This window comes from Nocardiopsis changdeensis, from assembly GCF_018316655.1.
GTDB lineage: Bacteria > Actinomycetota > Actinomycetes > Streptosporangiales > Streptosporangiaceae > Nocardiopsis > Nocardiopsis changdeensis.
In genome coordinates, this window is sequence record NZ_CP074133.1 from 3261207 (window position 1) to 3275024 (window position 13818).

Genomic DNA, 13818 nt, shown 5'->3' on the forward strand with positions numbered 1-13818 from the left:
CGACAAGGCGAAGAACACCATGACCACATCCGACAGCCCGCGCGCCGAGTGGACCGTGCGCGGCACCGACCGGGACGAGTACGCACGGGCGGCCCGGGTCATCGGCGAAGCCCTCCTGGTCGCCGAGGACGTGCCCGCCATGCTGGAGCGGATGCGTCCGATCCACGACGCCGAGGGCTACGAGCGCGTCCGCGTGGCCGTCGACGACATCGACGGCGAAGAGCGGATCGTCGGCGCCACCAACGACTTCCGCTTCGAGATGACCCTGCCCGGCGGGCCGCGCCGCGTGGCCGGGGTGACCGGGGTGGGCGTGTGGCCCACCCACCGCCGCCGGGGCGTGCTCAGCTCCCTCATGCGCCGCCAGCTCGCCGACATCCACGCCGCGGGGGTCAGATACGCCGCCCTGTGGGCGTCCGAGGGCGCCATCTACGGCCGCTTCGGCTACGGCCCGGCCGTCGCCGAGACCGAGGCCCACATCGCCCGGCCGCACGCCGCGCTGCGCCCCGACGCACCCCGCGACCCGGAGCTGACGGTCCGCCTGGGCTACGCCGCGGAGCTGCGCTCCGACCTGGAACAGGTGTACGCGGAGGCCGCCGCCGCCCGGCTCGGCCAGGTCGCGCGCCCCGGCCACTGGTGGGACCGGACCCTGCGCGACAAGCCCGAGCACCGCGAGGGCCGGGGCCCCAAGCACGCCGTCGTGGTCCGCGGGCCGCAGGGCCCGGTGGGCTACGCCCTGTACAGCACGCGGAGCAAGTGGGAGTCGGACGGCCCGGCCGGGACGGTGTACGTCCAGGAGATGCGGGCCACGGTCCCGGCGGCCTGGACCCTGCTCTACGAGCACCTGCTCGACCGCGACCTGACGGCCCGGATCGAGTTCGAGTTCATGCCGGTGGACGACCCGCTCGTGCACCTGCTCGGCAACCGGGACCGGCTGGTCCGGGAGGTCTTCAACAGCCTCTGGTTCCGGCTGGTGGACGTGCCCGGCGCGCTGTCCGAGCGCACCTACGCCGCCCCGGTGGAGGCGGTCCTGGCGGTCACCGACCGGTACGCGCCGTGGAACGCCGGGACGTGGTCGCTGAAGGCGTCCCCCGAGGGCGCGCGGGTGGAGGCCACCGACGCCGCCCCGGACGTGTCGCTGGACGCGGCCCTGCTGGGCGCGGCCTACCTGGGGCAGACCCCGCTCACCGGCTACGCCGCCGCCGGGCTGCTCACCGAGCACACCCCGGGGGCGGTCGCCCGCCTGGACGCGGCCCTGCACCGTCCGGACGCGGCCTTCAACGGGTCCATCTTCTAGCCGTCGGCGGCCGCCCGGCCCGCAGCGGACGCTGCGGGCCGGGCGGCCCGTTTCAGCCGGTGAGCGCCTTGACCAGCCGCTCCACGTCCTCCTCGGTGTTGTACAGGTGGAACGAGGCGCGCAGGCGCCCGTCGCGGGCGGCCACCGCGATGCCCTCGTCCATCACCCGCTCCACCCCGCCCGCCGGGGCGGCGACGGACACGATCGCCGAGCCCGCCGGCTCCAGGCCCAGGCCGGCGCGCAGCAGGTCGCCCAGGGCCGCGTTGTGCGCGTGCACGGCGCCGACCCCGGTCTCCTCCAGCAGCGCCAGGGTGCGCTCCAGCCCCGCCCAGGCGGGCCACACCGGCGGCAGGTCCAGCCTGCGGGCGCCCGGCGCCGGCGCCAGCGGCCCGCCGTACAGGCTGTTCCACGGCTCCTCGGCGGCGTACCAGTTGCCCGCGAGCGGGGACAGCTCCGCCAGCGCCTCCGCGGTGCCGGTGAGGAACGCCGCGCCGCGCGGCCCCAGCAGCCACTTGTAGGTGCTGCACACCGTGTAGTCGATCCGGTCGGCGGGCAGCGGCAGCCACCCGGCCGCCTGGGTGGCGTCCACGAGCAGCCGCGCCCCGTGGGCGTCGCGGGCCGCCAGCAGGTCCTCCAGGGGAGCGATGCGCCCGTCGGAGGACTGCACCGCCGACACCGCGACCAGCCGGGTGTCCGGGCCGACCGCGTCGGCCAGGTGCTCCAGCGGGACCTCCCGGACGGCGAGGTCGGTCCGGGCCAGGAAGGGGTGCACCACCGAGCTGAACTCGCGGGCGGCGACGACGACCTCGGCGCCCGGCGGCAGCGCGGCGGCGACCGTTCCGACGAACTGGGCGGTGTAGGCGCCGATCGCGGTGTTCTCCGCGGGCACGCCCAGCAGGCGGGCGTAGGAGGCGCGGGCGCGTTCGACGCCCGGGTCGGCGTCGGCCGGGGAGAACCGCCCCTCGGCCACGGCGCGGGTGTACTGCGTCACCGCGTCCAGCGCGGTGTCGGGGGTCAGCCCGTGGGTGGCCGTGTTGAGGTACACGGTCCCGGGGGAGAAGTGCCGTCGTGCGGCGTCGATGCGGGCACGGGTGGAGTCGTCCATGCCCCCATGCTCCCCATGGCGGGGAACCGGGTTCAAGGGCCGCTCCGGTCGGGATTGGCCCTTGTCGCGGGGAAGGGCGCGGGACGGCGGCCGGGTGCCCCCGGGCCGGGCGCCCTCAGTTGCGGAACTTGGCCTGGGCGTCGGTGGACCCGGCCATGAGCTTGTTGAGCAGGCGGACCAGCTCGCGCCGCTCCTCGGGCTCCAGGGCCTCGGCCCAGGCGGACTCGCGGCGGTTGTGGGCGCGGAACCCGCCGAGGATGGCGTGGTAGCCCGCCTCGGTCAGGCTGAGCTGGAGGGCGCGGCGGTCGTGGGTGGCGCGCTCGCGCAGGATGAGTCCGTCGCGCTCCAGGGTGTTGAGCAGCGCGGACAGGGCGGCCCGGCTCATGCCGGAGATCTCGGCGGTGGTCTTGGCCTCCATCGGCCCGGCCAGCCAGAGCGCGAAGATCACCCGGAATCCGGGCCAGGTGAGCCCGCGCGGCCGGTGGACCGTGGACTCCAGGTCGTAGATGACCATGCTCGTGGCCCGGTTGAGGGTGAGGACCATGCGCATGGCGTCGGCGTTGACGGAGGGGAGTTCCTGCTCGGCCTTCTGCACCGCGTAGTCGACGAACGACCAGAAGGTGAGGTCACTGCTGGGGGGTGCGGTGTCATGGGTCACGGGACCAGCCTAATACCTGGGGTCCGGGCCGTGTTTACCGTGCTTTTCCCTTTCCGTGGGCGCCTTGTTCAGTGGTGACGGCGGACGGGTGGAACGCGGCGAATGCTCTTTTCGGGGTGGAGGCGGCGCTTTTTCCGTTCTTCGTTCCCGGGGGGACCGCGACCCGCCGCGGGGAGGCGGGGGTGTCGTGCGCGCCGTGGGGAGAGTGGGGGAGCGGGGCAGGTCGGTGCCCTGCCGTCGGCGGCCGACAGGCGTACAGTGTGACCTGTATCACCGGCGAGGTGGCTCTGCGCCTCTTGGTCCGGTGACGCAGAGCACGTTATGGTCTGAATCATCAAACGTTTGATCATTATGGGCGGCGGCCGCCGCCCGGAGCGAGTGAAGGGGTCCCGACGACCATGGCAGCCAAGCCGTTCGCCTCGTCCGCCGACACCGAGGCCAAGCAGCAGACCCTGGAGGTCCTGGCCGACGGCGTCTACGCGCTCACCGCCGAGGGCGACCCCAACGTGGGCGCCATCGAGGGCGAGGACTTCCTCGTGGCGTTCGAGGCCCTGGCCACGCCCACCGCGGCCCGCGAGTGGCTGGCCAAGCTGCGCGAGCACACCGACAAGCCCGTCCGCTACCTGGTGCTCTCCCACTACCACGCGGTCCGCGTCCTGGGCGCCAGCGCCTTCGACGCCGAGATCATCCTCACCCACGAGAAGACCCACGAGCTGATCCGCGAGCGCGGCAAGGAGGACTGGGCCAGCGAGTTCGGCCGCATGCCCCGCCTGGCCAAGGACGCCGGCTCCGTGCCCGGCCTGACCTGGCCCACCCAGACCTTCGCCGACCGCACCACCATCGACCTGGGCGGCGACCGCGGCGAACTCGTCCTGGAGTACTTCGGCCGCGGCCACACCGAGGGCGACATCGTCGCCTGGCTGCCCCGGCAGAAGATCCTCTTCGCCGGCGACCTCGTCGAGGCCCAGGCCGCCCTCTACACCGGCGACGCCTTCCACAAGGACTGGGCCGGCGCCACCCTGGACAGGGTCAAGGCCCTGGGCGCCGAGATGCTCGTCGGCGGGCGCGGCGCGGTCAGCCGCGGCCGCTCGGAGGTCGACGCCGCCATCGAGCAGACCCGCAACTTCCTCAACGTGATGATCCGCGAGGTCGGCGGCGTCCACGAGCGCGGCGGCACCCTCAAGGAGGCGTTCGAGGCCACCCACGCCGCCCTCGTCGACGACTACGGCCACTGGCCGATCTTCGAGCACTGCCTGCCCTTCGACGTCTCGCGCCTGTGGGACGAGTTCTCCGGCATCGAGCGCCCCGTCATCTGGACGGCCGAGCGCGACCGCGAGGTCTGGGACCTCCTCCAGGCCTGAGCGGACCGCCGGGGCCGAGCCCCGCCCCCGCGGGAGGGGAACCTCCCGCGGGGGACCCGCGGCCGCCGACGCCCCGGCGGCGGGCACCCGTCCCGCCGCCGGGGCCGCCCACCGACCACCCCCGCCCCGAAGGGGCGCCGACGCCCAGGAGCCCGACATGCGACCTCCCGCTCCACGACCCCCCGCCGACACCTCCGCCGAGCCCGTCCTGGTCCTGGGCGCCGGCCCCGTCGGCCAGACCGCGGCCCTGCTGCTGGCCCGGCGCGGCGTCCCCGTCCGCATCGTCGACTCCCGGCCCGAGCGCGACGCCGTCGGCTCCAAGGCCATCTGCCAGCAGCGCGACGTCCTGGACGTGTGGGACTGGGTGGGCGCCGGAGAGGTCGCCGAAGAGGGCCTGACCTGGGACACCGCCCGCACCTTCTACCGCGACAGCGAGCTGTTCAGCGTCCGCCTCGCCGACCCGGGCGCCTCCCCCCTGCCGCCCTTCGTCAACATCTCCCAGTCCCGCACCGAGGAGATCCTCGACCGCCGCCTCGCCGAGGCGGGGGTGGCGATCTCCTGGGACCACACCGTCACCGGCATCGAGCAGGACGACACCGGCGTCACCGTCACCTGCGACACCCCCGCCGGCCCGGTCCGCCTGCGCGGCACCCACGCCCTGTCCTGCCTGGGCGCCCACGGCGGCGTCGTCCGCCGCGCCCTGGGCCTGGGCTTCGAGGGCACCAGCTTCCAGGACCGCTTCCTCATCTGCGACATCCGCGCCGACCTGGGCGACTGGGCCCGCGAGCGCCGCTTCTACTTCGACCCCGAGTGGAACCCCGGCCGCCAGGTGCTCATCCACCCCTGTCCCGACTCGGTGTTCCGCATCGACTGGCAGGTCCCCGCCGACTTCGACCTGGAGGCGGAGGAGGCCAGCGGACGACTGGACGCCCGCATCCGCCAGATCATCGGGGAGAAGCCCTACGAGATCGTCTGGCACTCGGTGTACCGGTTCCACACCCGGGTGGTGGACCGCATGCGCGCGGGCCGCATCCTGCTCGTCGGCGACAACGCCCACCTGGTCGCGCCGTTCGGCGCCCGCGGGCTCAACTCCGGCGTCCAGGACGCCGAGAACGCCGCCTGGAAGATCGCCTACGTCCGCGCCGGGTGGGCGGACGAGGAGTTCCTGGAGACCTACCACACCGAACGCCACGCCGCCGCTCTGGAGAACGCCGAGATCACCGGCGCCACCATGCGCTTCCTCGTCCCCCAGGACGAGGCCGAGCACACCACGCGGGTGAGCGTCCTGGAGCAGGCGCTCACCGACGAGGCCGCCCGCGCCCGGGTCGACTCCGGGCGCCTGGCCGAGCCCTTCTGGTACGTGGACTCCCCGCTCACCACGCCCAACGCGCGGTTCCCCTTCGGCGGCCGCCCGCCCCGCGGCCGGGCCCCCGAGCCCTGCCCCGGCGTGATCGCCCCCGACGCCCCGGTCGAGGTGCCCGGCGGCCCGTCCGGCGGGGACGCGCCGACCCGGCTGCGGTCCCTGCTCCGCGAGGGCGTCACCCTGCTGCTGGGCCCCCTCCCGGAGGGCACCGACGCCGACGCCGCCCGCGACGGCGTTTTGGCCGCAGCCCGGGGCGCCACCGGCGCGCCCGTGGCCGCGTTCCACCTCGCCGACATCGACACCACCGGGGCCCTCGCCAAGGCCCTGGACTGCCACCCCGGCGGGGTGTGGGTGCTGCGGCCCGACGCCCACATCGCCGCCGTCGTCGACGCCGCCGACACCGGGGCCGTCGCCGCCGCCGTCCGCACCTGCCTGGGGCGGGCCGCCGCCCCCGAACGACCGGCGCCCGCGCTCTGACGCCCGGCGCGACCGCACGAACCACGACGACCACCTGGAGGACATGCCATGGCCTACTACCGCCAGGTAGGCGAGGTGCCCCGCACCCGCCACACCCAGCACCGCACCCCCGAGGGCGGCCTGTACTACGAGGAGCTGATGGGGGAGGAGGGCTTCTCCGCCGACTCCTCGCTGCTCTACCACCGCGCGATCCCGTCGGCCATCGTCGACGCCGCCGAGTGGGAGGTCCCCGATCAGAGCCGCACCCGCAACGCGCCGATGGTGCCGCGCCACCTGCGGCTGCACTCGCTCTTCGACGACCAGGAGTGGAAGGCCGCCGACGTCGTCCAGTCGCGCCGCCTGGTCCTGGGCAACGACGACGTGCGCATCTCCTACGTGGTCGCCGGGGCGCCCTCGGAGCTGTACCGCAACGGCATCGGCGACGAGTGCGTGTACGTGGAGTCCGGCAGCGCCCGCGTGGAGACCGTGTTCGGCCTGCTGGAGGTCGGCCGCGGCGACTACGTCATCCTGCCCCGGGCCACCACCCACCGCTGGGTGCCCACCGGCGACGAGCCGCTGCGCGCCTACGTGATCGAGGCCAACAGCCACATCGCCCCGCCCAAGCGCTACCTGTCCCGCTACGGGCAGCTGCTGGAGCACGCGCCCTACTGCGAGCGCGACCTGCGCGGCCCCTCCGAGCCGCTGCTGGTCGAGGGCGAGAACGTGGACGTGCTCATCAAGCACCGCGGCGACGGCCCCGGCGGTATCTCCGGCACCCGCTACACCTACCCCACCCACCCCTTCGACGTGGTCGGCTGGGACGGGTGCCTGTACCCGTACGCGTTCAACATCGACGACTTCCAGCCCATCACCGGCCGGGTGCACCAGCCGCCGCCCGTCCACCAGGTGTTCGAGGGCCACAACTTCGTCATCTGCAACTTCGTGCCGCGCAAGGTGGACTACCACCCCGGGGCGATCCCCGTGCCGTACTACCACTCCAACGTGGACTCCGACGAGGTCATGTTCTACTGCGGGGGCGACTACGAGGCCCGCAAGGGCTCCGGGATCGGGCAGGGCTCCATCTCGCTGCACCCGGGCGGCCACTCCCACGGCCCGCAGCCCGGCGCCTACGAGCGCAGCATCGGCGCCGAGCGGTTCGACGAGCTCGCCGTCATGGTGGACACCTTCCGGCCCCTGGACCTGGGCGAGGGCGGGACCGCCTGCGACGACGGCGCCTACGCCTGGACCTGGGCCGGAGGGAGGCGGGAGTCGTGAGCGGCGCCGACGCGGCGGCGGGCGCGGGCGGGGCCGGGGACGCCCTGTACCGCTCCCTGTTCGACGACGCCGCCCTGTTCCCGCCCGGCAACGCCCCCATGGGCGAGGCCCTGCCCGCCCACCGCGGGCACCGGACCTCGTCCCGGGCCGCCTACGTGGGCCCCTTCCTGGTCTCCGACGCCCGTGTGGCCGAGCTGCGCGCGGTGCTGTCCCGTGAGGACGGCGACCACCCGCCCCTGGGGGTCGTGGTCACCGTCCCCGGCGGCGCCGACGGGGTCGCCCCCGCCGTCGAGGCGGTCCTGGCCGACCCCGCCCTGCGCCTGAGGGGCCTGGAGGTCGCCGCCCCGCCCGGCGGCGCCGACGGGGTGGCCGCCGTGCTCAACGCCCACCTCCCCGACGGGTCGGGCGGGCATGAGCGGGTCCGGGGGCGCGGTGTGGAGGTCTCCCGTGGGGACTCCCGCCCGTCCGACGGCGCGGACCGGCACGAGCGGGCCGAGGGGTACGTGGAGGTCTCCCGTGGCGGCGGGCCCGAAGGGGCCCGTGCGGACCTGGCGGCGCTCGCCTCCGCCGGGCTCCGCGCCAAGTTCCGCACCGGCGGGGTCACCGCACAGGCCCACCCGGACGAGGACGAGCTGGCCGCGTACCTGTACGCCGCCGTCGACCTCGGAGTGCCCTTCAAGTGCACCGCCGGGCTGCACCACGCCGTCCGGCACACCACCGCCGAGGGGTTCGAGCAGCACGGTTTCCTCAACGTGCTGCTGGCCACCGACACCCTGGTCCGGGGCGGGAGCGCCGCCGAGGCGGCCGCGGTCCTGGCCGACCGGGACGGCGGAGCCCTGGCCGCCCGCGCCAAGGGGCTCACCGCCGGGGAGGCGGCCTCGGTCCGGGCCGCGTTCCGCTCCTTCGGCACGTGCAGCATCATCGAGCCGCTGGAGGACCTCATCGTCCTCGGGGCGCTCAGCCCCTGAACCGCCGACGAACGACCACCCCCGCGGCCGGGCCGGAACCGACGGCCCGGCCGCGGGCCGCACCCAGAAAGCGCGCACCCCATGCCCGACAGCTGGATCGACCTGCCCCAGGACACCGAGTTCGGCCTGGCCACCCTGCCCTACGGGGTGTACGACACCGGCCCCGGCGACGACCGCGGCACCCGTATCGGCGTCGCCGTCGGCTCCCACGTCCTGGACCTGGGGGCCGCGGCCCTGACCGCCGGCTCCCCCCACGCCGACCTGCTCCGCACCCCGAACCTCGACGCGCTGCTGGCCGCCGGCCGCCCCGTCTGGGACCGGGTCCGCGCCGACCTGGCGGACTGGCTCACCGACCCCGCCCGCGAGGAGGCCCTGCGCCCCCACCTGGTGGACCGGGCGTCGGTGCGGCTGCACCTGCCGTTCACCGTCGCCGACTACGTGGACTTCTACGCCTCCGAGCACCACGCCACCAACGTCGGCCGGATCTTCCGCCCCGACCAGGAGCCGCTCACCCCCAACTGGAAGCACCTGCCCATCGGCTACCACGGCCGTTCCGGGACCATCGTGGTGTCGGGCACCGACATCGTCCGCCCCACCGGGCAGCGCAAGCCGCCCACCGAGCCGTCCCCGGTCTTCGGGCCGTCGGTGCGGCTGGACATCGAGGCCGAGGTGGGCTTCGTGGTCGGCACCCCCAGCCCGATGGGCGGGCGGGTCGGGGTGGACGGCTTCGCCGACCACGTCTTCGGCGTGTTCCTGCTCAACGACTGGTCCTCGCGCGACCTCCAGGCCTGGGAGTACGTGCCGCTGGGCCCGTTCCTGGGCAAGTCGTTCGCCACGTCCGTCTCCCCGTGGGTGGTGCCGCTGGCCGCCCTGGAGGCGGCCCGCGTGGAGCAGCCCGCCCAGGACCCCGAGCCGCTGCCCTACCTGCGCGGCACACAGCCCTGGGGCCTGGACCTGCGGCTGGAGGTCCGGCTCAACGGGCACGTGGTGTCGCGGCCCCCGTTCTCGCAGATGTACTGGACGGCGGCGCAGCAGCTCGCCCACATGACCGTCAACGGGGCGTCGCTGCGCACCGGCGACGTGTACGCCTCGGGCACGGTGAGCGGCCCCGAGGTGGGGCAGCGGGGCTGTTTCCTGGAGCTGACCTGGAGCGGCAAGGAGCCGCTGCGGCTGCCGGACGGCACCGAGCGCACCTTCCTGGAGGACGGGGACGAGGTCACCATCACGGCGACCGCCCCGGGCCCGGACGGGACCCTGGTCCACTTCGGCGAGGTGAGCGGGCGGATCCTGCCCGCCGTGTAGGCGCCGGGCGGGGGCCGCGGGCCCCGCCCCGCCCTCCGGGGCGCGGTCCCGGGAACGCGCCGCCCCGGGGACCCGGCTCCGCCGCCGGGCCGGAGGATTGTCGGAACCGTGGGGCAGGATCGCCCGTGACCGTAGGACCGGTACCGACGACCTGGAGGACCCGATGGCGCAGGGCGGACCCGAGGGCGGCGTTCGGCGGAGGCGGCCGGAATGAGGCGGGGAGAGGACCTGTGGCCCCTGGTCCACGCCGAGCGCGCCGCCCTGGCCGACGACCTCGCCGGGCTGTCCGAGGAGGACTGGGCGACCCCGTCGCTGTGCGACGGGCTGACGGTGCGCGAGGTCCTCGCGCACCTGACCGCCGGGGCGAGCCTCAACGGGCTCCGGTGGTTCGCCGGTGTCGTCCGCTGCCGGTTCGACTTCGACGCCCAGGTCGCGATGCGCCTGGCCGAGCAGATGGGGGACTCCGGCGCCGACACCCTCGCCCGCTTCCGCGCGGTGGTGTCGAGCACGACCTCGCCGCCGCTGCCCCGGATCGCCATGCTGGGCGAGGCCGTCGTGCACGGCGAGGACATCCGGCGCCCGCTGGGCATCGCGGCCGACCGGCCCGTCGGCACCCTGACGCGGGTCGCCGAGTACTACCGGGGCTCGGACCAGGTCGTCGTCGCCAGGAGCCGGGTGGCGGACCTGCGGCTGGAGGCCGCCGACGGCTCCTTCGCGGCCGGGGAGGGGCCGCGGGTCGCCGGGAGCACGCTCGCGCTGATCATGGCGATGACCGGGCGGTCCGCGCACCTCGGCGACCTGAGCGGGGACGGGGTGGAGGTGCTGCGCGGGCGCCTGGACGGATGAGCCGGCGGGGCCGGGCGGCGGGCTCCGCCGCCCGGCCCCGCGGGGTCACACCGTTGCGTCCCCCGCGCCGGTGAGGTAGTCGGCGAGGACGTCGGCCTCGGCGCGCAGGCGCAGGGCGGCGTCGTGCCGCCCGTGGGCGGCGTAGCGCTCGGCCTCGGCCCGCCGTTCGTCGACCTGGGCGCGCAGCAGGCCGTGGACGTCCTCGGCGGACAGGCGGCGGCGGGGAGCCTCGGTCGAGCCGACGCCCGCGCTCGCGCCGGCGACGTGCTCGCTCCCGGCCGCCCCGCCGCCCGCGGGGGCGGTGACGGCCTCGGCGTTCTCGATGGCGGCCAGGGCCGTGCGCAGCGCTGAGACGGCCTCGGGCCTGCGGGCCTTCATCGCGGCGACCAGGTCGGCGCGCAGCAGCGCGCGCAGCTCCTGGGGCGGGCGGTGCCCGGGTGGCGTGTCCACGTCGTCCCTCCTTCCTCCGGGGCCTCGGGGTACGAAGCCGGAACGTACTGAAAGTACTCTTTCATTCCCTGACAGGCAACTCGAAAGGGAATGATAGGGAGTGTCAGTGGACTCCCTTCCTGCGGGTGGTGGAAACCCGGGCGGACCGGGGCCGGATGTAGTTGGATGTCCGGGGGGCGCGACCCGCCGCCCCCGACGTGGAAGGACGTGACCATGGGCGACGACGGGCCGGCCCGCATCGCACACCTGCTGTTCGAGGCCGGGACGCTCAAGAACCAGCGCCGTACCGGCTGGTGGGTCGCCGGGGTCCGCGACCCCGAGTCGGTGGCCGAGCACTCGTGGCGGACCGCCCTGATCGCGTCGGTGCTGGCGTCGATGGAGGGCGCCGACCCCGCGAAGGCCGCGCTGATCGCTGTATGGCACGACACCGGCGAGACCCGCACCGGCGACCTCCACCACCTGGCGCAGAAGTACCTGGAGGCCAAGCCCGACGCCCGGGACATCGCCGCCGACCAGACCGGGGGAGTCCCGGAAGCGGTGGGCGCGATGGTCCGCTCCGCCGTGGCCGCCTACGAGGAGCAGGACACCCCGGAGGCGCGCTGCGCCAAGGACGCCGACAAACTGGAGTGCCTGATCCAGGCCGTGGAGTACCGGGCGCAGGGGCACGCGGCGGCACAGCGGTGGATCGACTCCAGCCTGGAGCGGATCGCCACGGACGGGGGACGGGCGCTCGCCGCGGCGGTGCTGGCGCAGGAACCCCTGGACTGGGTCCGCACCGCCATGGGCCGCTGAGCCCCCTGTACCCTGGCCGTGTGCGCGGCCTCCTCCGCTCCCTGTGGGACGAGCCCCGGCCCCCTCGCCCGCCGTCGCGGCCACGACGGGACCTGGCGCTCGCGGGTGTGCTCGCGGCCGCCGCGGTGGCCGAGGCCGTGCTGCGCCCCGACCTGCCGTGGCGGATCCCGACGCTGCTCCTGACCGTCGGCCTGATCGCCCTGCTGCCGCTGCGCCGCACCCGTCCGCTGGCGGTGGTCGCGGCCACCTTCGGCCTCTCCGGCCTGGCCACAGCGGTCCTGGGCGGCCAGAGCGCCCCGCTGTACACGACGGTCTGCTTCCTGCTGCTGCCCTACGCGCTCTTCCGCTGGGGATCCGGCCGGGAGATCGCGGCGGGCTCGGCCGTCATGCTCGCCAACGTGGCGGTCCCCGTCCTCTTCGGCGCACCCGCCGACACGCTGGGCGGGGCCGTGCTCTTCTCGGCCGCGGCCCTGGGCGCGGCGGTGCGGTACCGGGCCGGGGCCCGCGAGCGCGAGTTCGAGCGGGCCCGCCTGCTCGAACGCGAACGGATCGCCCGCGACCTGCACGACACCGTCGCCCACCACGTCTCGGCGATGGCGATCCGGGCCCAGGCCGGGCTGGCGGTGGCGCGGACGCGGCCCGGGGCCGCGGTCGACGCCCTGGAGGTCATCGAGGCCGAGGCCGCCCGCGCCCTGACCGAGATGCGCGCCCTGGTGCGCGTTCTGCGCCGGGACGAGGACGGCCCCGCGGCGCGGGTGCCCCACCCGCGGGTGGGCGACCTGCGTGCGCTCGCCGGGGACTCCGGCGGCCCCGCCGTGGAGGTGGAGGTCGACGACGGCCTCGACGACCTGCCGCCGGAGGTGGCGGCCGCGGTCCACCGCCTGGCCCGGGAGGCGGTCGCCAACGCGCGCAGGCACGCCCGCAACGCCACCCGCGTCCGGGTGCGCGTCACCGCCGACGACACGTCGGTGCACCTGCGGGTCAGCGACGACGGGGACCCCGTCACCCGGAGCACGACCGGTTACGGGCTCATCGGCATGGCCGAACGGGCCGAACTGCTCGGCGGCACCTGCCGGGCCGCGCCCGGCCCCGGGCGGGGCTGGACCGTGGCAGCCGACCTGCCCCGGACCGGGGCGGCCGCGTGAGCGGCGGTCACGGACACGTCCGGGTGGTCGTCGCCGACGACCAGGAGATCGTCCGCACCGGCCTGACGATGATCCTCGACGCCCAGCCGGGCATCGAGGTCGTCGGCCAGGCCGCCGACGGCCGCGAGGCCGTCGCGCTGGCGCGGCGCCTGCGCCCCGACGTGTGCCTGTTCGACATCCGGATGCCCGGCACCGACGGCATCGAGGCCACGCGCCTGCTGGCCGGCCCCGGGGTGGAGGACCCCCTCGCCGTCGTCGTCATCACCGTGTTCGACCTCGACGAGTACGTGTACGCCGCGCTCAGGGCCGGGGCCCGCGGGTTCCTGCTCAAGGACGCCGGGGCCGACCTGCTCGCCCAGGCCGTGCGGGCCGCCGCCGCGGGCGACGCGCTCATCGCCCCGGGCGTCACCCGGCGGCTGCTCGACGCGTTCGCGCGCAACCGCCCCGCCGGGCCTCCCGAGCAGCCCGCCGAGGCGCTCACGGACCGGGAGGAGCAGATCCTGCGGGCCGTGGCCCGCGGGAGGACCAACGACGAGATCGCCCGCGAGACCTACATCGCGGTGAGCACGGTCAAGACCCACATCGCCGGCATCATGGCCAAGCTCGGCGCCCGCAACCGGGTGGAGGTCGCCATGTGGGCCTACGAGACCGGGAGGGCCGGGAACACGCCGCGCTGACCGGAAGGACGAGTCGGCCCTCCTCCTTCCGGCGGACCCGGACCCGGCCCGAATGCCGATGCCCCGGCACCGGCCCGGCGGCCACGATCGGAGCACGGCGGCGGGCGCGGTGCCCGCCGCGGCAGT

Annotated in this window: 13 protein-coding genes; 10 read left to right on the forward strand and 3 right to left on the reverse strand. The window is 75.4% G+C overall.

Translation table 11 applies throughout. The features are described 5' to 3' along the window. The first annotated feature begins 19 nt into the window (after window positions 1-19). Window positions 20-1294, forward strand: coding sequence for a GNAT family N-acetyltransferase (locus KGD84_RS14615; protein WP_220560896.1), 1275 nt, complete (start codon window positions 20-22; stop codon window positions 1292-1294). A gap of 52 nt (window positions 1295-1346) precedes the next feature. Here KGD84_RS14615 and KGD84_RS14620 read toward each other — a convergent pair whose 3' ends face one another. Together KGD84_RS14620 and KGD84_RS14625 are read right to left on the reverse strand one after the other, a co-directional pair. Continuing rightward, window positions 1347-2399, reverse strand: coding sequence for an aminotransferase class V-fold PLP-dependent enzyme (locus tag KGD84_RS14620; protein ID WP_220560897.1), 1053 nt, complete (start codon window positions 2397-2399; stop codon window positions 1347-1349). 115 nt (window positions 2400-2514) lie between these two features. Then, window positions 2515-3057: a MarR family winged helix-turn-helix transcriptional regulator gene (locus KGD84_RS14625; protein ID WP_220560898.1), complete on the reverse strand. Its 543-nt coding sequence runs from the start codon at window positions 3055-3057 to the stop codon at window positions 2515-2517. A 398-nt stretch (window positions 3058-3455) separates the two neighbouring features. Here KGD84_RS14625 and KGD84_RS14630 point away from each other — a divergent pair, with 398 nt between their 5' ends. The 6 genes from KGD84_RS14630 to KGD84_RS14655 all read left to right on the forward strand — a co-directional run bounded on the left by KGD84_RS14630 (window position 3456) and on the right by KGD84_RS14655 (window position 10628). After that, window positions 3456-4418, forward strand: coding sequence for an MBL fold metallo-hydrolase (locus KGD84_RS14630; protein WP_220560900.1), 963 nt, complete (start codon window positions 3456-3458; stop codon window positions 4416-4418). 157 nt (window positions 4419-4575) lie between these two features. Beyond that, on the forward strand, window positions 4576-6258 hold the full coding sequence (locus tag KGD84_RS14635) for an FAD-dependent monooxygenase (protein WP_220560901.1): 1683 nt from the start codon (window positions 4576-4578) through the stop codon (window positions 6256-6258). Between the two features lie 48 nt (window positions 6259-6306). Then, on the forward strand, window positions 6307-7512 hold the full coding sequence (locus tag KGD84_RS14640; RefSeq protein WP_220560902.1) for a homogentisate 1,2-dioxygenase: 1206 nt from the start codon (window positions 6307-6309) through the stop codon (window positions 7510-7512). Further along, window positions 7509-8480, forward strand: a complete 972-nt coding sequence (locus KGD84_RS14645; RefSeq protein WP_255646552.1) for a hypothetical protein — start codon at window positions 7509-7511, stop codon at window positions 8478-8480. Before KGD84_RS14640 ends, KGD84_RS14645 begins: the two co-directional genes overlap by 4 nt. An 81-nt stretch (window positions 8481-8561) precedes the next feature. Beyond that, window positions 8562-9782, forward strand: a complete 1221-nt coding sequence (fahA, locus tag KGD84_RS14650) for a fumarylacetoacetase (protein WP_220560903.1) — start codon at window positions 8562-8564, stop codon at window positions 9780-9782. A gap of 210 nt (window positions 9783-9992) precedes the next feature. Then, window positions 9993-10628, forward strand: coding sequence for a maleylpyruvate isomerase family mycothiol-dependent enzyme (locus tag KGD84_RS14655; RefSeq protein ID WP_220560904.1), 636 nt, complete (start codon window positions 9993-9995; stop codon window positions 10626-10628). A gap of 45 nt (window positions 10629-10673) precedes the next feature. On the opposite strand, the gene KGD84_RS14660 is transcribed toward KGD84_RS14655, so the two are convergent. Next, window positions 10674-11078 (reverse strand): GatB/YqeY domain-containing protein, encoded by a 405-nt coding sequence (locus tag KGD84_RS14660; RefSeq protein ID WP_255646553.1) that lies wholly within the window; start codon window positions 11076-11078, stop codon window positions 10674-10676. 213 nt (window positions 11079-11291) lie between these two features. Here KGD84_RS14660 and KGD84_RS14665 point away from each other — a divergent pair, with 213 nt between their 5' ends. The 3 genes from KGD84_RS14665 to KGD84_RS14675 are packed head-to-tail and all read left to right on the forward strand — an operon-like array spanning window position 11292 to window position 13692. Then, complete coding sequence (locus tag KGD84_RS14665; RefSeq protein ID WP_220560905.1) at window positions 11292-11870, forward strand: HD domain-containing protein; 579 nt, start codon at window positions 11292-11294, stop codon at window positions 11868-11870. Window positions 11871-11890: 20 nt separating this feature from the next. Next, window positions 11891-13015, forward strand: coding sequence for a sensor histidine kinase (locus tag KGD84_RS14670; protein ID WP_220560906.1), 1125 nt, complete (start codon window positions 11891-11893; stop codon window positions 13013-13015). Beyond that, window positions 13012-13692, forward strand: a complete 681-nt coding sequence (locus tag KGD84_RS14675) for a response regulator (protein WP_260697222.1) — start codon at window positions 13012-13014, stop codon at window positions 13690-13692. The genes KGD84_RS14670 and KGD84_RS14675 overlap by 4 nt, the downstream gene beginning before the upstream one ends. Window positions 13693-13818: the final 126 nt, after the last annotated feature.